Raw genomic sequence first — 20,679 nt, forward strand, 5'->3', positions numbered from 1 at the left:
TCAGGAACTATCGTGACTACTCCCCACGCCGAAAGGCGGGGGCTCCCAGGCTCTCTAGTCCGAGAGCTTCTATGTTCAGGGAAGCATTTAGATCACGATCAAGAACCAAACCGCACGAAGGACATTCATGTACGCGAACCGACAAATCTTTTTGAACCACAGTCTGACAGCCAGAGCATCGTTGCGAAGTACCACGAGGATCAACCAATTCGCACACCCCGCCAGCCCATTCTGCCTTGTATTGTGTGTATTGAATCAATTGCCTCCAAGCCGCATCGCCAATGCTTTTGGCAAGCTGGTGGTTTTTCATCATGTTCTTGATGGAAAGATTTTCAAAGAAGATCACGCCGTATGCGCTCACAAGTTCATGGCTCAATTTATGGGCAAAGTCTTTTCGCCGGTTGGCAATGCGTTGGTGGATGTTGGCGATGACCTTGCGGCGTTTGGGGGTTTTGTCCTTGGAATACCTGCGTTGTGCCCGCCCAAGTTCATATTCAGCACGGCGAAAGAAACGGGGATTATCTACGCTGACCCCATTCGAGAGTGTGGCAAAGGTTGCGAGACCCATATCTATTCCAACCGCCAGATCATCCACAGGACTGCTTCGCTGGTTGAAGGGCAACGCTCTCGGTTCCACTTCGCAAGCGAAGCAGGCATACCAATTCCCAACCGCATCCCGCTGAATATTCAAGGTCTTTACGCGATGCCTGCCTTCGATCGGGCGATGCTGGATGATTTTGATCGCTCCAATTTTGGAAAGCATCAAACCATTCTCGAGGAGTTCAAAACCTGTTTGCGGGTATGTGAAGCTATTGTATCTGCCATAGCCTTTGAAGCGCGGATAGCCTGCCTTTTCAGCATGTTCTTTCACGCGTCGAAAGTAGGATTGAAAAGCAAGATCAACTCGCGTGCAAACTTCCTGCAAGACTTGAGAATAGACCAGCGACAATTCAGGCTTTTCGGCTTTCCAAATTGGAAGCAGTTTAATGGTGTCGAAGCGCGTGATCGATTTCTTCTCTTGCTCCCATGCCTTCTTGCGTGTCGCCAACGTCTCATTGAAAACCCAACGACACAGCTCCAGCGCTTGCAGGAGTTTCGTGCGTTGGCTTTTGGAAGGGGCAAGGCGAAACTTGAAGGTTTGCATACCGAAGGGTATCCTGTAGATCTACACGTCTTTTGGTTTTCGATGTATTGTCTGATGACTGCCAGTGGAGCACACCCACAGTGGCTGTGAAATACGAGTGCGTCCAGAAGGTCGAGTCTGCTTTTCAACGTCTTTGCGAAGCAGGGATGAACTAAGTCCCTTGACCCGCTTCACAAATTTATGAACCCCGAATTGTGGATCCACTTCGCAAAGCATATGAACGTGATCGGGTATGATTTCAAATTCGATGATCTCACATTCCAAATCATCAGCGACTTGCTGAATGATTGTCCTTCAACCGAATATCTATGCCGTCTACAAGTACCTTGCGGCGATACTTCGGACAGAAAACAACATGGTACTTGCAGGAGTAAACAATATGACGATTGCTTTTATATGTTTGTGTACTCATAGGACAGGATTATACAGATACTCGCTATATAGCACAAAGTCAAAACTGTTCCTTACACTTGCGCTGCACGCCAGTGCAGGTGTATCTTCACGCCGAAAGGCGCGAGTTTTACGGAACATTCGATAAATTTGGGGAACAAAATCGTTGCATACCCGTCTATTTCTTGCTATGCTTGTCAAAGCGATTCGGTAATATGTCAAGGAGTAAATGAAAAAGAAATAAAGGGAAAGAAGGATGAATAACAGACGCAGTAATAGAACGAGCTCGTTCAGCACGTTAAAAAAGAAAGTCAGAAATGAATGAAGAAGGAGAGCTAAATCCTCCGCGGCAGGTAGGGCTGGTTGGTTGCCAGTAGTCGAACCACGAGCCGAACCAATTTGCGAGCGGTCAAGACAATAGCGCGTTTGTGACGATGGGTGCGAGCTTCTTTGAACTTGCGTTGGTAGTAAGCGCCATATTCGCTGTCACACCTTTGGACAGAGAAGGCAGCTTCACAGAAGTAATAGCGCAGGTAGGAGTTGCCAGTGCGCGTGAGATGGGTGTCTTCGGCCTGAAACTCAGCCGAACCGGATTTGCGCCATTTGAACCCGGCGAACTTGGCGACTTTGGCCTCGTCACAGTCAAAGCGCTGGACGCCACCGATCTCAGCCATAATGCCTGCGGCTAACACAGGACCGAGCCCCGGAATAGTTTGGAGGGTGTTGGGGATGGAGTCCATTTGTTCAGCAATGGCTGTGTCCAAGCGCTTGAGCAAGCCTTCGAAATGACTGATGCTTTTCAGGCTGAGGCTCAAGACCAGATTGACAGCGGGCTGCAAAGGCTCGGGCAAGGGATACGAATCTCTGGCGATCTGCTGTAAGCGTTTGGCATTCTCGAGCGGGTCGGAAAAACGATGCTTGCCTTGATCATCGATCCAGGCGGCCAGGTTCTCAAAAGGCATGGCCGCGATTTCTTCCATCGAAGAGAATTCCTGGAGAACCGCGCGGCTGGCAGCCCCGAACAGGTTGCTAAAGGCTTGTTTGTCTTCGTTGGAGTATTCACTGGCTTTGAGATACAGGATGGCGGTGCAATAGGCCTTTTCGCTGGCGAGTTGATGGATCACGTGATAACGGTAGCGTGTCAGGAAACGCAAAGAGAGGAGTTCAGGCGCATAGTTGAAAGGGATCGTGATATCTCGCCCCCAGCGCAAACGATCCGCGATCACGTAGGCATCAATCGGGTCACTCTTGTCCAGATCTACGTAACTCTTTTTGAAGTTGGCCGTCAAGCGTGGATTAAGCAGAAACAATTCGCTCGGCCAATCCTGCAAGCTGGGGTCGCTTCGCAAGGTTTCAAATAAATGGAACCAGTACCAGCCAGTGGCTTCCGCTGCCAGACGCAATTCAGTAAAACCATCTGTTTGCATGATCTGCCTGACTTTCTCTACCAAAGCTTGTGACCCCGGGCGGTGATTGCCCAGGCTAAAGCGTGGGACGACTTCCCGACCTTCCTGTGTCATCAGACAATAGGTATTGGTCTTGCGGTGAACATCGACCCCGACGATGAGTGCAGTGTTTGTCAACATTTTACCTCCGTCAAGTACGTGTGTGCCTAGTGAGAGATAGGTTCCTGGCTTTTCGTGAGATCAACAGCCTCGTGGTCAATGAGAGTTTCGCCTTGGCTGATGGTGTTCCCAAGTCTACTGCCTCGGGCAGTCCAAAGTTACAAACAAGTTTCGAGTTAGAAGTACCCACGAAAACGAGGTGCGCATGCTTTGAAAGCAGTCACTAGTGTGCCGCAAGGAGATCAAGCGCATCCCTCCCTAGGCCAGCTCTTAGGATGCCAGAAACCTATCTTTTGTCAACTGTTGATTTGCTGGAATCAACAATTCATATCATACGAGGAGATTAATATGTCACGAACCATTTTTTTATACGCACTTCTTGTCAGCCTGCTGGTTTCAGGCTGCGCCCCGTCCGCTGCCCCGGATTTACTCAATACCCCTACAGCAAAAGCGCCGATATCATCCAAACCACCAGTACTTGAAGGAAGTTGGCGAATCAGAATGGGTTACTCTGGCGGCATTATGGGGATTATCGCGTTCGATTGATATCACATCAGATGGAAAATATACCGTTACAGACGAAAAGACAAACAAAGCACTTATGGGCGAACTTACTGCGAATGTATTATCAGAATTAACACAACAGGTTCTAGCCCTTAATTGAATCCCAGCCAACATACCTGATAGAGAGCGGGCTGCGCTGATTGTTTTTCATACGATCGAAATCCAAAGAAATGGAGAGAAATTCACGGTTCAATTCACTGATGCTTGGTATGCAAAATTCTGGATTTGGATCATTAATAGCAAATCTGCGGCGTGGTATGATCGATACAGCTTTGAATTTGAAATAGAGAAAAAGTCATTCAATCGAATAGTTAACCTACGCGACTTACAAAACTAATAGGTAATTTTAATGTACCGTCTCTTCTTTTGTAGTATTCTAAAGACAGAAACAAAAAGGAGGTCGCACCAGAACATATACCACCTAATTGACACCAAGGGAAAGATCGTAGACCCTGATCTGATTTGAACCTGTCCTTTAGAAATCAGATATTCTCAAAAAAAATAGAGTTGCTAAAAGGAGGTTGCGATAGATACCACCTGAACAACATAAAATTGGGAAGGTCGAAACGCACTGACCTGGTCCAAGTCCAAACTTGAGCACCAGACGTTCCCCAAACGATATGAAGGCTGCTGAGTCGTGCCTTTCCTAATATAACGAAATTCTGACGGATGAGTTAACCCTCATCCGTTTTTTTATAAAAGACCCTGAAGGTTATTGGACCCTGAGGGTCTTTTTTAGAATTTATATTGATTTGAGCGCTTTCGATATCCGATCAAGACCCTGTTCAAGCAGTTTGCGAAGTCCCAAAATTAAGCGGACATGGCCTTCCCCACTCGCGCCGAACAGTTTCCCATCACTGAAAGCGACCTTAGCGTTTTCAGGAAGAATTCATAAGGCGAACCGATCATTCCAGTCTGAGTGAAATCAAGCCAACCGAGATAAGTAGCATCGGGCATCGTCAAGCGGACTTGTGGCATGTATTCGGTAACATATTCCACAAGAAAATCGCGATTGTCTGTCAGATAGCCACGAAGTTCCTTAAGCCATCCGTCACACACACCAGAGAAAGCAGACTGGGCAGCAATTAATCCCATACTGCCAACATGCATACGCTGGTGAGTGACTTCCTTTTCATAGCGATCGCGCAGTTCATTATCGGTAATGATCGCAAAACCACAGAACAACCCTGCGATATTGAAAGTCTTGGATGGAGCGACCAAAGTGATAGTATGCTTTGCGATCTCAGCAGACAATTTCGCCAACGGGGTAAATTTGTTATCATCCAAGAGCAGCTCGGAATGAATTTCGTCTGAGACGATCAAGACATTATTCTTGATACAAAGTTCCGCCATTTTCCTCAGATCTTTACGAGAAAAGATAAGACCCAATGGATTATGCGGGTTACACAACAAGAACATCCCAGCTTTCTTAACTTGCATTTCAAATATATCCCAGTCAATTTCGTAACTGAGGATATTTCCAACCACATGCTTGATCAATGGAGACTCAAGCTGCGGAATGCCGATGTTATTTTTCACTTCATGGAATTCATTATAGACAGGTGTTTGTATGAGCACACCTTTTTGGGTCGTACAGGCAATCCGCGCTGCAACCCTAAACCCGCTAACAATTCCGGTCACCGTCACAACCGCTTCAGGCTTGACCCTCCAGCCGTATAACTTATCCATGCGGGAGGCGACAGTCTCCTTTAGTGCATTCGATGGGAGTTCATATCCAAGCACACCATGATCCACCGCTTTATGAAGCGCGCGCAAGATCGGCTTAGGCGCAGGAAACTCCATATCCGCAACCCACATAGGGAGCACCTCTTTAGAATAATATTGCCACTTAATTGAATTACTGGACCTGCGACGATTTGGCACTTGATTGAAGTCTGTCATGAGTTTTCCTCTTATTTTTTATAGGCTATTATCATTCCGTCGCGCATGGGCGCAAGCGAAACAATCCAATCCTTATCAGCAATAATGCGCCGTGTAAATTCACGCACACCTTCCGTCGCGGGTGAAACATCTTTTTCATCGAAAACCCGTCCGCTCCAGAGCATATTATCAATGATCAACAACCCGCCGCTACGGAGTTTCATCTTGATCGGTTCCAACGACTCAGGGTAGGCTTCCTTATCAATGTCGTTGAAAATGATATCAAACAGAACTCGATTGCTTGCCAAGAGTTTCAACTGCCTCAGCAACATGAAACTGGACAAGGTCAACACATCCCAGACTTAACATGTAACTGTTGGCCATTTTCGATAGCTCCTTGTCCCAGACTGTGTGATGCACCACGCCTCCGCCATTCTCCTGTAGAGCCTTCGCAAACCACGCGGTTGAATAGCCATAGCCCGACCCCAACTCAAAGATGGATTTGGCACCGATCATACGTGCCAATTGATAACAATAATATCCGCAAGCGGGGCCAATAATGGGAAAATCATGCTTTTCAGCATAACTCTCCATTTCCAGCAATACCTGTTCGCGCGGCGGGATAAGGGATGTCAGATAATCCTGCGCTGCTTGATAAGTTAATTCACTCATAACACCTCCAAAAATTCAACGTTGAATCAATTTTACTGCTCTTTTACCTGCCGCAATTCAGCAGAGACACTATTTTTGCGCAATATAACTGAAAAGTGGTCTGGACTATCATAAAGTTGATTAAAGGAAACGCTCAGGTTGTAGAAAAGAAATTTCGCATTGGAGTCCTCCATGACTTTAAGAAACAAGTCATTAATTATCATTGTTTATGGGCGTGGAACTTCAAGCCAAACCTACGTTTTGCGAAATTCACCACAAATTCATATCCAGACAGATACATCCAATCAACCTGTGCGAGATTATCCACTGCAGAAAGGCTACCTCTTTTACTTAAAGAACGTAGGCTTTACGCAGACTTCGACAGTGACATTGAATATCATTGGTTGGTGGGGTTCTGGTTATGAAGAACCTATTTTCCTTATCACCAACATGGAGAATGCCTATGAAGCCTGTCAATATTATCGGCGACGATTTCGGATTGAAACATTCTTCTCCGACCAAAAGAGCAGAGGCTTTCATATTCACAAGAGTCACTTGGCTGATCCTACTCGCTTGAGCCGTTTGTTGATCGCTGCATGTTTAGCTTACATTTGGATGATCACCCAGGGTTTTTTTGTCATCGCGGAAGGCAAGTTATCTTTAATTGACCGCACAGATCATCGCGATAAAAGCCTCTTTCGTTTGGGTCTGGATTGGCTCACATGTGCTTTGAAGCACTCTATTGACTTTCAGCCTACTTTTTACTTTATACCTTTAGAGACCCTCATTCATGTACGGTAGAGAAATTTTCTTTCACCCATGTCAGCGCTGTCTTTTTGGGTATGGTGTAAATGTTATTCAACTCCCTTGCCAGCCAGTCTGCAAGGGATAGTTTCTCTGTCCATGAAGAAAGATTGAATACAACGGGAATGGACTCTGTCACATCGGCGCGAGCACGCTCGATCAACTGGCGGGCCAACTCCAAAAGCATTTTGGTTTTTATGGGGAATATTACGGAGGTTGCCGCTACCTTTTCGAAATTAGTACAACGTTCAATCCCAGCCGTGTACCTTTACGCAATTTTTCCCGCTGATCTTGCCCTGATACATCGCCTGGTCAGCGCGATTGATGCACCCAGAGGCGTCTGTCTCGTTATCAAACTCGGCGATGCCAAAGGTCATCGTGATATTGTTCTTATTTTCGCCAATAGGAAGGCTCATAGCGGAAATCTTCTGACGCATACGTTCGGCGACAAGCTTAGCGCCCGCTGCATGCGTTCCAGGTAACAGAGCCAGGAACTCTTCACCTCCCCAACGGCCGACCCGATCATGTTCGCGCATGCAGCCAAGTAGTGTTTCGCCCACCATCACCAGTATCTGGTCACCCGTATTGTGCCCATAGGTGTCGTTGATTTTTTTGAAATTATCGATATCGGTCAAGATTACACAGAAAGGATCGGGGTTGACCAAGTAAGAAGTCACCATGGCCTCAATACGCTCTGTAAGGTCACGTCGGTTTGGTAGTTTGGTCAGTGCATCATTGTGCGCCTGTTGTTTCAACTTCATATTGGCTTGTGTCAGGGCGTTTTCGGCGTTAGTTGCTGCCAGACGGTAATAATTTGACACCGCTGCAAAGACAATAAAGAGGGTGACAATGTTCGCCACGCCGACGGAATGCAAGCGTATCGGGTCGGTGGCAACCAGTGGCAATGATAAAAGAGCATTGAGATAAAGCGAGATATACACCCCGCAAAGGATGCTGGTAAGTAACAGTTTGGTGGAGAGGCGCCACGATTGGGAATAGAAGATCAGCGGGATAAGACCAATGACGTAATATTGGAAGCCGCTCTCCCAGCCCACGTAGATCTCAGCCAGGAGGGCGTGAATTGCCACTTCAAGGACCCCCAACAGCAATGCTATATGAGGAATTCCGCGCCAATTGAGCCAGAAACAAAATAGAAAAATGGCGCAACTGCCGATATTTACCCAAGCCATCTGGTTTACGCCCAGCCACAAAAAAAGAAAGATAAAAAGGAAGTGACCGGCTGCCCCAATGAGTGAAGTGAAATGTATCACTACCGCAAGATTGAAGTCGCCAGATGGAAGCCGCCATTTATTTTTTGGGGTTAGCAGGTTGTTCATAATGAGTTATGGTCTTTTCACGCCGTCATTTGCCAGTAATACAATAGAAGCTACCCTTGGCATGAACCCGATAAATCTATGCCCAAGTTGTTTTATTATACTGTTTTCCTCCGTTTAGACAGCAACAAGTTCATTGCCGTTCCAGTTTGTATTGCCCATATTTGACTTTGTGTTTCTGGTGTCGGAAAGCAGGATCGGGATTGCTTTGATCCTTAGTTGAATTCTCCCTGATGCGGAAATTCCGGGTGGGCGTCCTTCCATATCCTGATCTGTTCTGATGCATAGCCTACCGAAAAGAAAATCTCAGAGTGTGCACCAACCAACAAAATAATTGGAATAAGGATAAGCCAGCCAACAACAAGAGCGGATACACCGGTGTTTACTGGTCACAGCAAAAGCAGAGATGGTTCGCCAAGATAAAAGAAAATGGGAAAATTAGATATATTGGATCGTTCAGAGACATACAAGACGCCGCAACCGCACGAGAGAGAGAAGCAAAGCGAGTGTTCGGTGAATATTACCGAAAGCCAGCGGCATTTCCCGGCTTCTTTCTTTTTTCTGTTTGGGGTCTTTGCTCATCCAAATTTCCCCAAAAAAATTCGCCGCATTTTGCTTGTCTGATCAACATTATAAGCAGTTTTAAAAAGGTTCAGGAAGAAAAATTACTTGCAAGTACCAAACAGGAACGAATCAAAAACGATCTATGATTAAGAACATTCATGAACTCAATATTATAGGATATGGATGATCTGAGCTGATCTTATGCTTCCAATGCAGTTGCGCGCATCTCGATGAACTGAACCGGCCGGGTATAATGCGAGGATGAATACCCGTCAAACCCATGCCCTGACGACTTGCCTTGTGCTTCTCATTGGGCTTTCAGCATGTTCACGAGTTAAAGCGCAAAGCGCTCCGATCCAGACGATTTCCCCAAATACCCCAATGGTGGCGGTCTCCCTTACCCCAAGTCCCATTCCTGTTACGCTGATTCCCAGCCCGATCCCGGCTACGCCTACACCAACTCCGTTTGTTTGCAGCGGAGAGGTGGGGCTTGTTGAAAAGGATGTGGTCTCTGTCACAAATCCGCCGCAGGAATTTTTTATTTACCTGCCGCCCTGCTATGAAAATTCTGGCGACATGCGTTTCCCGGTCCTGTATTTATTGCATGGATTAACGTACAACAAGGAGCAGTGGGTGAGGCTGGGCGTGCCGCAGATCGCGGACCGTCTGATTTCGTCAGGTCAATTCCCCCCGTTTATCATCGTTCTGCCTGATGATCCGTATTGGAATTCGCAGGCTGGGCCGGGATTTGGAGACCGGGCTGATCGATCATGTCATTCCTTATGTGGATGAAAATTACCGTACGCTGGCAGACCGCGATCACCGCTCCCTTGGCGGACTTTCGCGCGGCGCGGGCTGGACAATAGATCTAGGGTTCACTTACCCCGAATTATTTGGGGCACTTGGTATGCATTCACCCGCCATACAAAATGAGATCGCTCCCTACCTTGGGAGACTCATTAAAGCGGTTCCTGAACAGGACCGCCCGCAGCTTTGGATCGATATTGGTGATCGGGATAATGAATTGGCGACCGCGCTTGTTTTTGAACAACAACTGACCGTCAATAATTATGTGCATGAGTTCCATCGAAACAACGGTGATCATTCTGAGAATTACTGGGGCGCCCATGCCGAGGAATATCTGCGATGGTATGCGGAAAAATGGCGTCAAGAGCTTCCGGATCCATAAGATATAATCTTTTAATCTGACACTGGTCAGGTTATTTTGTCATAGGAGAAATCATGAATATTTTTGTTACGGGTGGTGCTGGCTATATTGGTTCCGCCACTGCAGAGGGATTGATCAAGGCCGGGCATTCCGTTACCGTTTATGACTCGCTCGTTACCGGTCACCGCGCTGCCGTGCCGACTGGCGCGAATTTCATTAATGCCAGTCTTGAAGACAGCCGCGCGCTGACGGAAGCGCTCACATCCAATAAGTTTGATGCCATCATGCACTTCGCCGCTTTTATTGAAGCGGGTGAAAGCATGAGGGATCCCGGTAAATTCTTTCGTAACAATTTTTCGAATTCCTTGCAATTAATTGAAACCGCTGTGCAGGCTGGAATTAAGAAACTTGTTTTTTCGTCCACCGCCGCCGTCTATCAATCCAGTGAACAACCGCTAACGGAAGAATCTACCATTGGTCCCACCAATGTATACGGACATACCAAGTTGATGACCGAGCAGGCCATTGAGTGGTATCGTCAGATCCACGGTTTGCATTTTGTCGCCCTGCGTTATTTCAACGCCTGCGGAGCGTTGCCCGGCCGCGGGGAGGCGCACCAGCCCGAATCACATCTGATTCCGCGCGTCCTGCAGATTGCACTCGGACAGGCTGAATCCGCAACCATATTTGGCACAGACTACCCCACCCCCGACGGTACCTGTATCCGCGATTACATCCATATTGCAGACCTGGTGTCCGCGCATATTCTGGCGCTTGGCGCTTTGGATTCCAGGGACAGGATGATCTATAACATCGGAAGTGGGAACGGTTTCTCGGTGCGGGAAGTGATCGAGACGGCGAGACAGGTTACCGGTCACGCCATACCCGTGATTGAATCTCCCCGACGGGCCGGCGATTCCGCGCGGCTGGTTGCCTCTCCGCAAAAGATCATCAGCGAATTAGGCTGGACGCCGGAGCACACCAACATGCGGGAGATCCTCTCCAGCGCCTGGGAGTGGCACACCACTCATCCAAATGGGTATGAAGAATAATCCTGTTGTTTTGAAAGACCGTCCATTTATTGGGCGGTCTTTTTTTTATTAGGTATTTTAAATCTTAACAAATAGGATAGTTTTTGTTATAATAATAGTGAATTATTTCACAAATAAGATTTAAATTATTGAGGCTTCCATGAATACAAACAACCTTCCGCATATTGTCATCATCGGCGCAGGGTTCGCAGGACTCGAAACCGCGCATGGGTTATCCAGCGCATCCGTGCGCATCACTTTGATCGACAAAAACAACCACCATCTATTTCAGCCGCTGCTTTATCAAGTCGCGATCGCTGGATTGCTGCCCTCACAGATCGCGTATCCCATCCGCACGATCTTTCGCAGGCAAAAAAATCTCACCTTCCAAATGGGAGAAGTGAGCGTGATTGATCTGGATGCGAAATTTATAAAGCTCAATGGTTCCATCATCGCTTATGATTATCTTGTGCTGGCTGTCGGCGGACGCACAAATTTCTTTGGCTTCGATGCCATTGAAAAAGATGGGTTCCAGCTCAAGGACCTTGAGACCGCGGTCAAAACGAGAAATCATTTGCTTTCGATGTTCGAGCGCGCCAGCATTGAAGGCGATGCTGAGAAGCGCAAGGCTCTTTTAACTTTTGTGATCGTTGGCGGTGGCCCCACTGGCGTGGAAACAGCCGGCGCGTTGGGTGAGTTGATTTCGCACGTGATGGTAAAGGATTTTCCGCAACTGGATGTCAACGACACACGCGTGATCCTGCTTGAAGCGTCTGCGCATTTGATCGGACCCTATCCCGATGAATTACGCAAAGCCACCGAAAAATTATTGCGCCGTAAAAATGTCGATGTTCGTTTGAATACCAAGCTCGAAAGTTTCACTGGACAGCGCATAACCCTGGGAGATGGAAACCAGATCGAAACCTCTACTGTGATATGGACTGCGGGGGTAAAAGCTACTGAAATTGTAGATGGATTGGGTGTGGAGCAAGCCAGCGGGGGACGGGTGCGCGTCGAACCGACCTTGCAGCTACCCGGGCGTCCTGAAACATTCGTTATCGGCGACGCAGCCTTCCTGACCGAAAATGGATCGCCCCTGCCTATGTTATCCACGGTTGCAATTCAACAGGGAAGATCTGCCGCACAAAATATTCGACGCAAGATCAATGGCAGTCCATTGCTCCCATTTCGGTATAAAGACCCCGGCCTGCTCGCCACCATCGGACGCAATGCTGCTGTCGCGCGCATATGGGGAATCTCCTTCAGCGGATTTATTGCATGGGTGATCTGGGTTTTCCTGCACATCTATCGTATCATCGGATTCCGCAACCGCATTGTTGTGCTGTTCAACTGGGCATGGGACTATTTCTTCTACGATAATCAGGTCAGGTTGATCACAAAGGAATAAACTTAATTGTCCATAGAATCCCCGCGCCGCCAGGCGCGGATCAAGAAAAAGTTAACGATGATGGCGGCGATAAGCATGGCAGGAATGAGGAGGATCGGTGTGAGCCAGCGTTCGGAACTTTTATCTATTTGCGCGGTGTTGGGGTTGCCCGGGTCAAAGCGAACATCCACGCGATCTCCGATACTGTATTGCGGCGGATTGGATGATATGTTTCCTTTAAATGAATGGGTTTCGCCGTTGGCTTCAAATTCAATGATCGGTGAGTAGGTTGTCGAGCCGTCCGTTGTGGATGCGTCCATTTCAACGACAATGCCTTCAGTAATTTTTCCTTTTGTTTCCAATTGCACGGATACATATAACATGTAGACTCCCCATAAGCAGAAGCCAGTAAAAAGCAGGTTGGCGAATAAAAACATGCAGCCTGTCTGTATCCGATTGATGCCCCTGGCAGCACTTTCAACTTTAGCAAAATTGGACATGGCTTCACCTGTAAGATATCTATAAGTTTGTTTTATTGAACCACATACACTGCATATCCGCGCGCAGGCGAAAAAAAATGACCGCGTCCATCGGAGTTCGTGAATTGGTCTGCGGGGCGGGACATGTCATTATTGCCCCACCATGCCACAGGTCGGAATGAGGCGTTTGCCCATTTGGTGTTGACCCATTGTCCGTGCCAGTCATCGCCGTTGTTATTGAGTACATAGATCAATCCGTGTTGATCGCCATATCCAGTTCTCTGCATGATGTAAAGATTGTCGTCGAGGTAGAGAACATCAGTTGAGCCCGCTGCATATTTTTCATGCGCCTGAATCAGCGCGTCAATTCCATTCGGCGAATCTTTCAGAGCGAGGTTGTAATTAAAATAATCCTTCCAAAAGACGCACGGATAGCCTTCATGCGTGAGAATAAATGAATATGCCAGCAGTTTATCGTTTGTGATCGGGCGGCCTTCGTCGCGCAGGTCGTGATTTTCAACAAAGGTCACCGTGGATTGTGGCTGCGCGCGCAAAATTGAATCGCCATTCACCAGGTTCTTTAAACTAAATCCATATTGATCGCACATGCCTTTGAGTAGTTCGCGCAGGGGAAAATCAAATGCGTCCACAGGGTTGGAGTTGGAGAAGTTCACTTTGTTCACCCAGTGAAGTGTGTTGTTGGCAGAGTCCCAATATTCTGCAACGCCGTAGGGAATAAATGGTTTGCCGCCGCGCATATAACGATATTCCTGAATGGCTGTGATGGTGTTCGCGCCATAGCCTTTGACAAAGTCATACCGAAAACCGTCGAATCCGATCTCTTCGATCAGCCAGCGTGTGAGTTTGAGCAGTTCGGCATATACATAATGATTGCGATGCGAAAGGTCGGGCATATCACCGAAGGTCATCTCATCCCACGACTCATACATACTTGGGTGAAAACTTTCCCAGTTCCGCGCGAACTTACCGCTTTTGGGGTTGAACAGGGTCCAGCGTGACTGCCCTGTGATCGGATTCTCTTCCTGCGCATCAGCACCAGAATTATGATTGATGACGATATCCGCGATCAGACTTAACCCGTGACTGTGTGCGCTTTCAATAAGAGTCTCTAATTCCTGGCGCGTGCCAAACCAGGTTGGGATGCTTCCCTTCTGGTCAAATTCACCGAGGTCATAAAAATCATACGGGTCATATCCCATTGATGGACCTGAAAGATTCGCCGCCTTATGAATAGGTGGCAGCCACAGGGAAGTAAACCCCGCCTTTGCCAGCGCAGGGACTTTTTCATTAATGTAATTCCACCATTGAAATTCTTTGTTATCTTCACGTGGACAATCCCAGTGAAATGTTTGCATCATGACGCCCATGAGTCATTCTCCTAAAATAAATTTGGGGGATTTTACTGTGATAATAAAAAATAGCTAACGTTCTGGCGTCAGCCAAAAGTACTTATCATAACCAGCCTATTCGACATCAATTCTGCAGCAACACATTGCGTGTGACCAAATCCGTTGGAGAAGAAGTCCTTATCAATATTGTTCAGTACCAGCGGAAGCATCAAAGTGAACAATCCACCATGCCCGATCAAGAGGATGTGATTGTCTACATATAAGTTTTCATTAGTTATTTTTTCGATAAATGGAAGGAATCGATTCTGAATATCTAAAAAACTTTCCCCGCCTTCAGGCTTGTAATGAAAATTCTGTCGCAACGTCCATTCCTGGTAGGTGGTGCGATGCGCTTCCCAGCTTGCCTGATCCGATTTGTCCTCGAGAATGCCGCAGTCATATTCCCGCAAAGACTCAGTTACCTGGATCGGGAGTTGAAATTTCTGTGACAATATCTCTGCTGTCTCTATGGCTCGCAGAATGGGGCTTGAGAAAATGGAAGTCATGGGAATGGATTTCAGGCTTTCTGCCAATTCAGCGGCTTGCCTTTTCCCAAGAGTGGTGAGTCCAAAAGGACTCTCCCGATTTGAAATTACATGACGGGTGTTGGCTTCACTTTCCCCGTGCCGCACAAAATATAGTTTCATGCTGTGCTCAAATCAATCCCCACCACCAGGGCTGTTCTTCCCCAATCGCTCAACGCATTGCCCTCTTTCCAACCTTGATATTTTCCCGCCAGCATATAGCGTGCCATCATCTCTTCTTTTTCTATGCTCACGATTCTTGCAATGCCGTTGAAGTTCTGCTTCGCAATTCGCACAGTCACATTTGGGTTTGCGCGCAGGTTTTTCACCCACTGTGATTTATCTCCGCCGCCTGATAAAAGATAGAGCGAGTTTCCATTGATTCCGAACCAGATCTCGATCTCACGTGCAAGCCCGCTTTTGCGTCCAGTCGTGGTCAGGTAACAATAATCTTCCCTTGAAAGTTTGGAGAGAATGTCGGACAGGTCATCTGTTATGCTTTTCATACAACCTCTAAATCAAGTGACAGTCATCTTTGGTTAATGATCAAACTCGTTAATATCATGCACATCGTTGGAGAGAAAATAGGTCTGCGCAGGCAGGAGCAGATGCTTGCGTTTCCAGGTATCGTATGCGGTGGTGCAGGAAGAACGAGGCAGGCGTTTGATCAAGGAAGAATCATAGAGAATGATCGAACGGTTGGTGATCTTTTCGATCACGGTCCAGTGATCATGATAGCCATCCAGCCCAAGGACAACAGCGCGCCCGGGCGTTCCATCCAAAAAATATTGAATGGACTTCCAGAAAGCTGTTAGGTCGGGATTGGGTACGCCGCGCCAGGGGATTTCAACATTCGAAATGCGTTTTTTTCCCACTACTTTTTTTATGATCACCAGCATCTCGGTATGGATGATCCCGCCGATCAGGAATTTGGGTAATAATCCACGACGTGAGAGATAGTGGATCAGATCATCGAATAATTGTTGAGTCTCTTCATCTGTAGAACGGTTGATCATTGTCTCGGCATTAATGATGCTGTATAACCCGCAGAGTGAATCCAGGCCGCCTTGTTGAAAGGGAGGGAGTCCGGATAAAGGTCGAGAATACCGTGCCATCGAAGTTTCCCGAAAAAAAATTAATCCTTCTTTCCAAAATATCCAAACGCGATCAACATTGCAGAGACCAGTGCCGTTGCAATTCCTGTTTGTAAAAGCGCCTGTGCATCTTTTAACTCCAGTAATTTCTCAAGAAATTTTACCGACATCACCAGCACGATCATGCTGCTCAATTTGCCTTTGAGATCATACAAATTGTGCGCAAGCATCCAGTCCGGGAGGTCAAGTTCGCCAATGAATAGTTCATACAGGCTTGCGGCAAAGATCAAAATGGCGGTGGCGATCAGGAAACTGTCCACGACTTCGATCAATTCGATCGTAATGCCCGCATCCCTGCCTGCGGATTGGATTACCAATAAGGCGGCATTAATTGTTTTTAGCGTTCCCCAAGCAAAAGCGGCCACCGCCGCGATCAAAAGAGAGATCACGCCAATGACGGCAAGATACCGTGATTTTTCGAGGATGGTTTTCAATTGAGATTCTCCTTTTCCAATTCAGCCCTGTTATACAAGATGTTGCAAACTCGTGCACGAGCCTGCAACATCTTGGGTTTATTTACCCTTCAAAATGATTATTCACCATTGATCTGATGATACAGCGTTCGCAAATTTCGCCGGTGCAATGTCTCTGCCAGACCGCCAAGATATACACGGCTCTTTCCGCATGATTCAATTGTGATGGCATCCAGATATTCATCCACGTTCTTGCGCTTGCCCGCAGATTTAACCGCTTTCTTAATGTTATTCAGGTAGTTTAAATTTTCTTTCACAGCCGCGTCGATCTCGCCGCGCAGGATGATGTCGCCGTGGCCTTGAATGATATTTTCCAAGCCCATCTTTCCGATCTTTTTGATGGAGGTGATCAACTCCTCCACGTCGCCATCCACGATGTAGGGCAGGGGCATGAAAGCGTCGCTGGCGAACAGCACGCGGTCTTCCTCCACCAGTACAGAAATACTATCTTCGCTGTGGCCGAATGTTTGAGAGAAGACCAGATTCTTCTTCCCGACGCGCATGGTCAACTCACCGGATGCAAACGTCAGGTGGGGGGGAACGATCTTTACCTGTCGTAAACTTGGGTTTTGCTTTTTTGCGCCCTCTAACGACGGTACGCCATGTTCGATCAACAGTTCACGGCATTTGGCGTGGCCGATCACAGTCGCGCCGGGGAAGAAACAATTTCCCCAGGTGTGGTCGGCATGGTAATGCGTGTTGATCACGTAGCGCACCTGCACGCCCAATTCATGTTCAATGAATTCGCGCATCCCAAGGGTTTCATCGGGCAGAGCCAGCGTATCGATCACAACCGCCCATTGCGGACCAACGATCACACCTGCCGTAACTTGCGCATAGACTTCACTTTGGAACCAAAAAACATTTTCTGACACTCGTTCACGATGCATACGACAACCTTGTTATTATGATTTTATTCTGATTATTAATAGCACACTCCTGTCTTAATTACAAGTTGACTAGACAATTAATGCATTGATATTTTGAATTGGGGTCCGGATAACAAGGTCACAGCCCGGCCAGATTGCGTCCACGCCCGCCTCTTTTGCCCTGATCACTGATTCAGCGACTTGGACAGGGTCTCCCTGGTAGAGAGTCTCCACGGGGTCGAGGTTTCCAAACAGCAAGGTATCTTTCAAAATCAGTCGCGCCGCCACGAGATCAACTGTCTGATCCAGCGATAGTGCATCTGCGCCTGTTTGCGCCAGCAAGTGAAGGGAACTCGTCACATTGCCGCACACAGACAACACTCGCGGCTGGGGTAATTTCTCAATTAAAAATTTTTCAGCGGGAAAAGCGAATTGTTCATATTTTGACGGTCCAATGAAAGCAGGGGAGCCGCCCATGTCATGGATGGTGATAAAGTCTGCACCTGCATTTTTGTATGCAGCGCCAATTTTTACAAGAAAAGATGAAAGATGAAAGAGAGCGTCCTTAACTGCCTGGGGTTCCTTCTTCATCTCAATGAACATATTTCTTACATCGACAATCAGCAACAGTAAGGTATACGGCCCGGGGATCATCCCGCCGATAACCACATCATTGCCCACATCTTCCTTTAAAAACTTGATCGCATCACAAACTAATTTAATTCTGCCCTTATTTAAAACATTGGTGGTTTCTTCGGTAATCTCTTTTGCCGACCCAAATAATCCCGCTTTCATTACCTGTGGGAATTCGAACTCCCGATCAGCGCGGAAGTTGATCTCAGCGCCAAGTGCTTCTGCTTCCACATACATATCCAATGGCACAACTGCAGATGGCAAACCACTCAACTTAAATGTGCTTGCTGCCGATTTTGCCATTTTATGCGCATCAGTATGTGTTTCATGAAATGCTAATCCTTCCTTTTGCAGTCCTTCCGCGGTGATGTGGATCAAACCGCTGAAGGCTGGCTGGACGTTGATTTTTTTACCAGAGAGTAGATTTAGAATTTTTTCTCGCATGTTCACCTGTACGATGTTGTTCATGATTTTACCTTACGAAGTTTAATCTGTTTCGGATATTTTCCCGGCCTGCCTGTATAATCGCGTAATGGCTAAATTATCTTCGATCCAATGGGATGTGATCATTATCGGCGGGGGGCCTGCTGGATTTTTTGCGGGTATCCGCTGCGCGGAATTAAACCCTGACTTACATGTTCTCATCATTGAAAAGGCACAACAGACTCTCGGGAAGGTGCTCATTTCCGGCGGCGGGCGTTGTAATGTAACGCATGCCTGTTTCGACCCTGCGCAGTTGATCAGCTATTATCCGCGTGGAGGAGCGGCGCTACGCGGCGCATTCACGCGCTTTCAGCCAGAGGATACGATTCGGTGGTTTGAAAAACGCGGCGTGAGATTAAAAACAGAAGGCGATGGGCGCATGTTTCCTGTCACAGACTCGTCCGCGACAATTGCGGATTGTCTGCGCGAGAGTGCCAAGAAAGCTGGAGTTACCGTGCAGACGGGGACAAGCCTGCAAAAGGTGGATCCACTTTCAGAAAACGGATTCAGGCTCGAGGTCAGAAATGAAGCGCAGGAGTTCCATCTGCAAACAAAAAAATTATTGCTTGCGGCTGGGAGTGATCCGAAAATACGCGATATGATCAAATCGCTTGGGCATGCCATTGAAGAGCCAGTGCCTTCTTTATTCACTTTCAATATTTCAGATAAACGCCTGGAGGGATTGTCGGGTGTGTCGGTTGAGTCGGTCACCGTGAAAATGGATTCGCTCACACAACGAGGTCCGCTGTTGATCACGCATTGGGGAGTAAGCGGGCCAGCGATTTTGCGGCTTTCCGCCTGGGGCGCGCGAACTCTATTTGAAAAGAAATATCGCGCGGTATTGATCGTAAATTGGTTGGGGGATACTTCATTTGATAAGGCGATTGAGTATTGCAAAGACACAAAGAGTGGCAGTGAGAATACGCGTAAAAGTTTCAGCAGATCCCGCGTTTAGCCAATTACCTGCGCGGTTATGGAAGCAGCTTGCTTATTTGTCGGCGAGAAAAATTGGGGTGATATTTTAAAGTGGAGATCAGAGAAACTGGCTGAAGATTAACTTGGGAAATTTGAGATCATCGGCAGGACAATTTAAAGAGGAATTTGTCACATGCGGCGGCGCCGTGTTTGGATGAAGTGAATTTCAAGACCATGCAAAGCCGTGTGGTTGAAAAATTATTTGCGGGTGAAGTTTTTTGGGATATTGACGGTATCACGGGCGGATTCAACTTTCAGTCTTCATGGACGACGGGCTGGCGTGGCGGGAATGCTGGCTTCAACTGATTAGGAACGGATAAATAAAAAAATTCTTGCACGAATAATTTTCGCGCAGTTCTTTTTTCTACCTAAGCAAGTATCCAGAAATTTGATCACCAGATTTACGTTTTCTTCTGCTTCAAATTGTAAACCGCCTGGCCTGCCTTCGAGCGAAGTGTAGGTCACCTTGTCCGCGCCGATGACTCCACCAAGTGCGTCTGCCAGATTTTTGTTTTGAATGGGCGGGATATTGCAATCAGCGGTACCGTTTTCAATGAAGAAAGGCGCGTCGTCAGCGGTGATGTAATTCATCGGGTTGGTGGTGGCAACCAGTCGGGGGACAGTTTGAGCTTTCAGCGCCGACCAGTTTTGATTCAGGTGAATTGGCGGCGTTGTGACTTTGCTCACAGCTCGTACCTGCAAATTGCTCATCCTGTCTTCAAGAAATCTATCGGGCCGAACCAATCCACAACTGCCTGCACACAACTGGATTGGATCCGCATTACCAAGGTCACCTTCCAATTCAGCCACGCCGCAGGTGCTGAACAGTGATACCAAATTCCCACCAGCCGAAGCGCCCCACGCGCCAAATTTTCAGAGTTGAGATTATGCTTGGGCATTCGCGCGCAGGAAGCGGACAGCCGCCTTGGCATCGAATATCTGCGCAGGATATTGCGCTTCGCCGCTTAGCCGATAGTTGATACTCGCCACGGCATAACCAGCCGTGAGGAGTTGATCCACACCCGAAGCCCATGCCGTCAGCTTTATCTCCGAACATAAATCCGCCGCCATGGACCGTGATGACTCAGGGAACGGTCCTGTGCCTTCGGGAATGTACAGGTCAAGTTTCTGTGTTTGAGAAGCTGAGGCATACGCCAGATCGGAGTGAGGTCGGGCGACAGATGAAAAACTGCCTGA

General features: G+C 47.6%; 22 protein-coding genes and 3 pseudogenes. 8 read left to right on the plus strand and 17 right to left on the minus strand.

All coding sequences use genetic code 11. The features are described from left to right. Window positions 1-16: 16 nt before the first annotated feature. The 3 genes and pseudogenes from IPL17_RS07250 to IPL17_RS07260 form a co-directional block, all read right to left on the minus strand. Window positions 17-1,144, minus strand: a complete 1,128-nt coding sequence (locus IPL17_RS07250; RefSeq protein ID WP_345306412.1) for a transposase — start codon at window positions 1,142-1,144, stop codon at window positions 17-19. A gap of 29 nt (window positions 1,145-1,173) precedes the next feature. Then, window positions 1,174-1,556, minus strand: a pseudogene (gene tnpA / locus IPL17_RS07255) (IS200/IS605 family transposase); the annotation flags it as partial. 313 nt (window positions 1,557-1,869) lie between these two features. After that, on the minus strand, window positions 1,870-3,120 hold the full coding sequence (locus IPL17_RS07260; protein ID WP_345306413.1) for an IS110 family transposase: 1,251 nt from the start codon (window positions 3,118-3,120) through the stop codon (window positions 1,870-1,872). Window positions 3,121-3,447: 327 nt separating this feature from the next. Here IPL17_RS07260 and IPL17_RS07265 point away from each other — a divergent pair, with 327 nt between their 5' ends. Further along, the gene (locus IPL17_RS07265) at window positions 3,448-3,645 is read left to right on the plus strand and encodes a hypothetical protein (protein WP_345306414.1); all 198 of its coding nucleotides are present in this window, start codon (window positions 3,448-3,450) and stop codon (window positions 3,643-3,645) included. A gap of 828 nt (window positions 3,646-4,473) precedes the next feature. Here the strand turns inward: IPL17_RS07265 and IPL17_RS07270 are convergent. Genes IPL17_RS07270 through IPL17_RS07280 form a run of 3 tightly spaced genes read right to left on the minus strand, consistent with a single transcriptional unit; the run spans window position 4,474 to window position 6,216 of the window. Then, window positions 4,474-5,565, minus strand: coding sequence for an aminotransferase class I/II-fold pyridoxal phosphate-dependent enzyme (locus IPL17_RS07270; protein ID WP_345306415.1), 1,092 nt, complete (start codon window positions 5,563-5,565; stop codon window positions 4,474-4,476). Window positions 5,566-5,576: 11 nt separating this feature from the next. Continuing rightward, the gene (locus IPL17_RS07275; RefSeq protein WP_345306416.1) at window positions 5,577-5,852 is read right to left on the minus strand and encodes a hypothetical protein; all 276 of its coding nucleotides are present in this window, start codon (window positions 5,850-5,852) and stop codon (window positions 5,577-5,579) included. Further along, on the minus strand, window positions 5,827-6,216 hold the full coding sequence (locus IPL17_RS07280; RefSeq protein WP_345306417.1) for a class I SAM-dependent methyltransferase: 390 nt from the start codon (window positions 6,214-6,216) through the stop codon (window positions 5,827-5,829). The genes IPL17_RS07275 and IPL17_RS07280 overlap by 26 nt, the downstream gene beginning before the upstream one ends. A gap of 171 nt (window positions 6,217-6,387) precedes the next feature. Between IPL17_RS07280 and IPL17_RS07285 the strand changes: the two genes are divergently transcribed. Then, window positions 6,388-6,996 carry a transposase gene (locus IPL17_RS07285; RefSeq protein WP_345306418.1) on the plus strand — a complete coding sequence of 203 codons (609 nt, stop codon included), beginning with the start codon at window positions 6,388-6,390 and terminating at the stop codon, window positions 6,994-6,996. Here IPL17_RS07285 and IPL17_RS07290 read toward each other — a convergent pair. Next, window positions 6,980-7,186: a hypothetical protein gene (locus IPL17_RS07290; RefSeq protein WP_345306419.1), complete on the minus strand. Its 207-nt coding sequence runs from the start codon at window positions 7,184-7,186 to the stop codon at window positions 6,980-6,982. The two genes, IPL17_RS07285 and IPL17_RS07290, sit on opposite strands and share 17 nt — an antisense overlap. 61 nt (window positions 7,187-7,247) lie before the next feature. Continuing rightward, on the minus strand, window positions 7,248-8,336 hold the full coding sequence (locus tag IPL17_RS07295) for a GGDEF domain-containing protein (protein WP_345306420.1): 1,089 nt from the start codon (window positions 8,334-8,336) through the stop codon (window positions 7,248-7,250). Between the two features lie 308 nt (window positions 8,337-8,644). Here IPL17_RS07295 and IPL17_RS07300 point away from each other — a divergent pair, with 308 nt between their 5' ends. The 5 genes from IPL17_RS07300 to IPL17_RS07320 all read left to right on the plus strand — a co-directional run bounded on the left by IPL17_RS07300 (window position 8,645) and on the right by IPL17_RS07320 (window position 12,504). After that, entirely contained in the window at window positions 8,645-9,043 is a 399-nt protein-coding gene (locus IPL17_RS07300) for a hypothetical protein (RefSeq protein WP_345306421.1), read from the plus strand. 115 nt (window positions 9,044-9,158) lie between these two features. Next, window positions 9,159-9,689 (plus strand): hypothetical protein, encoded by a 531-nt coding sequence (locus tag IPL17_RS07305; RefSeq protein WP_345306422.1) that lies wholly within the window; start codon window positions 9,159-9,161, stop codon window positions 9,687-9,689. Then, entirely contained in the window at window positions 9,646-10,086 is a 441-nt protein-coding gene (locus tag IPL17_RS07310; RefSeq protein WP_345306423.1) for an alpha/beta hydrolase-fold protein, read from the plus strand. Before IPL17_RS07305 ends, IPL17_RS07310 begins: the two co-directional genes overlap by 44 nt. A gap of 53 nt (window positions 10,087-10,139) precedes the next feature. Continuing rightward, a complete protein-coding gene (galE, locus tag IPL17_RS07315) occupies window positions 10,140-11,117 on the plus strand; it encodes a UDP-glucose 4-epimerase GalE (RefSeq protein WP_345306424.1) in 978 nt (325 codons plus the stop codon). 139 nt (window positions 11,118-11,256) lie between these two features. Continuing rightward, entirely contained in the window at window positions 11,257-12,504 is a 1,248-nt protein-coding gene (locus IPL17_RS07320) for an NAD(P)/FAD-dependent oxidoreductase (RefSeq protein ID WP_345306425.1), read from the plus strand. Window positions 12,505-12,506: 2 nt separating this feature from the next. Here IPL17_RS07320 and IPL17_RS07325 read toward each other — a convergent pair whose 3' ends face one another. The 8 genes from IPL17_RS07325 to IPL17_RS07360 form a co-directional block, all read right to left on the minus strand. Next, entirely contained in the window at window positions 12,507-12,983 is a 477-nt protein-coding gene (locus tag IPL17_RS07325) for a DUF3592 domain-containing protein (protein WP_345306426.1), read from the minus strand. Window positions 12,984-13,015: 32 nt separating this feature from the next. Next, the gene (locus IPL17_RS07330; RefSeq protein WP_345306427.1) at window positions 13,016-14,350 is read right to left on the minus strand and encodes an alpha-amylase domain-containing protein; all 1,335 of its coding nucleotides are present in this window, start codon (window positions 14,348-14,350) and stop codon (window positions 13,016-13,018) included. 68 nt (window positions 14,351-14,418) lie between these two features. Next, the gene (locus IPL17_RS07335; RefSeq protein ID WP_345306428.1) at window positions 14,419-15,018 is read right to left on the minus strand and encodes a histidine phosphatase family protein; all 600 of its coding nucleotides are present in this window, start codon (window positions 15,016-15,018) and stop codon (window positions 14,419-14,421) included. Continuing rightward, on the minus strand, window positions 15,015-15,401 hold the full coding sequence (locus IPL17_RS07340; protein WP_345306429.1) for a nitroreductase family deazaflavin-dependent oxidoreductase: 387 nt from the start codon (window positions 15,399-15,401) through the stop codon (window positions 15,015-15,017). Before IPL17_RS07340 ends, IPL17_RS07335 begins: the two co-directional genes overlap by 4 nt. A 33-nt stretch (window positions 15,402-15,434) precedes the next feature. Beyond that, a complete protein-coding gene (locus IPL17_RS07345) occupies window positions 15,435-16,010 on the minus strand; it encodes a hypothetical protein (protein WP_345306430.1) in 576 nt (191 codons plus the stop codon). Window positions 16,011-16,030: 20 nt separating this feature from the next. After that, a complete protein-coding gene (locus IPL17_RS07350) occupies window positions 16,031-16,483 on the minus strand; it encodes a YqhA family protein (RefSeq protein WP_345306431.1) in 453 nt (150 codons plus the stop codon). A gap of 98 nt (window positions 16,484-16,581) precedes the next feature. Then, the gene (locus IPL17_RS07355) at window positions 16,582-17,412 is read right to left on the minus strand and encodes an MBL fold metallo-hydrolase (protein WP_345306432.1); all 831 of its coding nucleotides are present in this window, start codon (window positions 17,410-17,412) and stop codon (window positions 16,582-16,584) included. A gap of 69 nt (window positions 17,413-17,481) precedes the next feature. Then, window positions 17,482-18,492 (minus strand): uroporphyrinogen decarboxylase family protein, encoded by a 1,011-nt coding sequence (locus IPL17_RS07360; protein ID WP_345306433.1) that lies wholly within the window; start codon window positions 18,490-18,492, stop codon window positions 17,482-17,484. 64 nt (window positions 18,493-18,556) lie between these two features. On the opposite strand from IPL17_RS07360, the pseudogene IPL17_RS07365 reads away from it, so the two are divergent. Then, a pseudogene (locus IPL17_RS07365) lies at window positions 18,557-19,788 on the plus strand (aminoacetone oxidase family FAD-binding enzyme). Here the strand turns inward: IPL17_RS07365 and IPL17_RS07370 are convergent. Next, window positions 19,789-20,553: pseudogene (locus tag IPL17_RS07370) on the minus strand (alpha/beta hydrolase). It abuts the pseudogene before it with no gap. Between the last annotated feature and the right edge of the window lie 126 nt (window positions 20,554-20,679).

This window comes from Candidatus Villigracilis saccharophilus (assembly GCF_016711665.1).

What these genes read in the sequence shown, in the direction of transcription:
- IPL17_RS07270 (WP_345306415.1), bottom strand. Translation starts at nt 5,565, where the DNA reads ATGACAGACTTCAATCAAGTGCCAAATCGTCGCAGGTCCAGTAATTCA.
- IPL17_RS07330 (WP_345306427.1), bottom strand. Translation starts at nt 14,350, where the DNA reads ATGGGCGTCATGATGCAAACATTTCACTGGGATTGTCCACGTGAAGAT.
- IPL17_RS07340 (WP_345306429.1), bottom strand. Translation starts at nt 15,401, where the DNA reads ATGAAAAGCATAACAGATGACCTGTCCGACATTCTCTCCAAACTTTCA.
- IPL17_RS07285 (WP_345306418.1), top strand. Translation starts at nt 6,388, where the DNA reads ATGACTTTAAGAAACAAGTCATTAATTATCATTGTTTATGGGCGTGGA.
- IPL17_RS07325 (WP_345306426.1), bottom strand. Translation starts at nt 12,983, where the DNA reads ATGTCCAATTTTGCTAAAGTTGAAAGTGCTGCCAGGGGCATCAATCGG.
- galE (WP_345306424.1), top strand. Translation starts at nt 10,140, where the DNA reads ATGAATATTTTTGTTACGGGTGGTGCTGGCTATATTGGTTCCGCCACT.
- IPL17_RS07295 (WP_345306420.1), bottom strand. Translation starts at nt 8,336, where the DNA reads ATGAACAACCTGCTAACCCCAAAAAATAAATGGCGGCTTCCATCTGGC.
- IPL17_RS07360 (WP_345306433.1), bottom strand. Translation starts at nt 18,492, where the DNA reads ATGAACAACATCGTACAGGTGAACATGCGAGAAAAAATTCTAAATCTA.
- IPL17_RS07265 (WP_345306414.1), top strand. Translation starts at nt 3,448, where the DNA reads ATGTCACGAACCATTTTTTTATACGCACTTCTTGTCAGCCTGCTGGTT.
- IPL17_RS07290 (WP_345306419.1), bottom strand. Translation starts at nt 7,186, where the DNA reads ATGCTTTTGGAGTTGGCCCGCCAGTTGATCGAGCGTGCTCGCGCCGAT.
- IPL17_RS07250 (WP_345306412.1), bottom strand. Translation starts at nt 1,144, where the DNA reads ATGCAAACCTTCAAGTTTCGCCTTGCCCCTTCCAAAAGCCAACGCACG.
- IPL17_RS07260 (WP_345306413.1), bottom strand. Translation starts at nt 3,120, where the DNA reads ATGTTGACAAACACTGCACTCATCGTCGGGGTCGATGTTCACCGCAAG.
- IPL17_RS07355 (WP_345306432.1), bottom strand. Translation starts at nt 17,412, where the DNA reads ATGCATCGTGAACGAGTGTCAGAAAATGTTTTTTGGTTCCAAAGTGAA.
- IPL17_RS07305 (WP_345306422.1), top strand. Translation starts at nt 9,159, where the DNA reads ATGAATACCCGTCAAACCCATGCCCTGACGACTTGCCTTGTGCTTCTC.
- IPL17_RS07280 (WP_345306417.1), bottom strand. Translation starts at nt 6,216, where the DNA reads ATGAGTGAATTAACTTATCAAGCAGCGCAGGATTATCTGACATCCCTT.
- IPL17_RS07335 (WP_345306428.1), bottom strand. Translation starts at nt 15,018, where the DNA reads ATGAAACTATATTTTGTGCGGCACGGGGAAAGTGAAGCCAACACCCGT.
- IPL17_RS07320 (WP_345306425.1), top strand. Translation starts at nt 11,257, where the DNA reads ATGAATACAAACAACCTTCCGCATATTGTCATCATCGGCGCAGGGTTC.
- IPL17_RS07345 (WP_345306430.1), bottom strand. Translation starts at nt 16,010, where the DNA reads ATGGCACGGTATTCTCGACCTTTATCCGGACTCCCTCCCTTTCAACAA.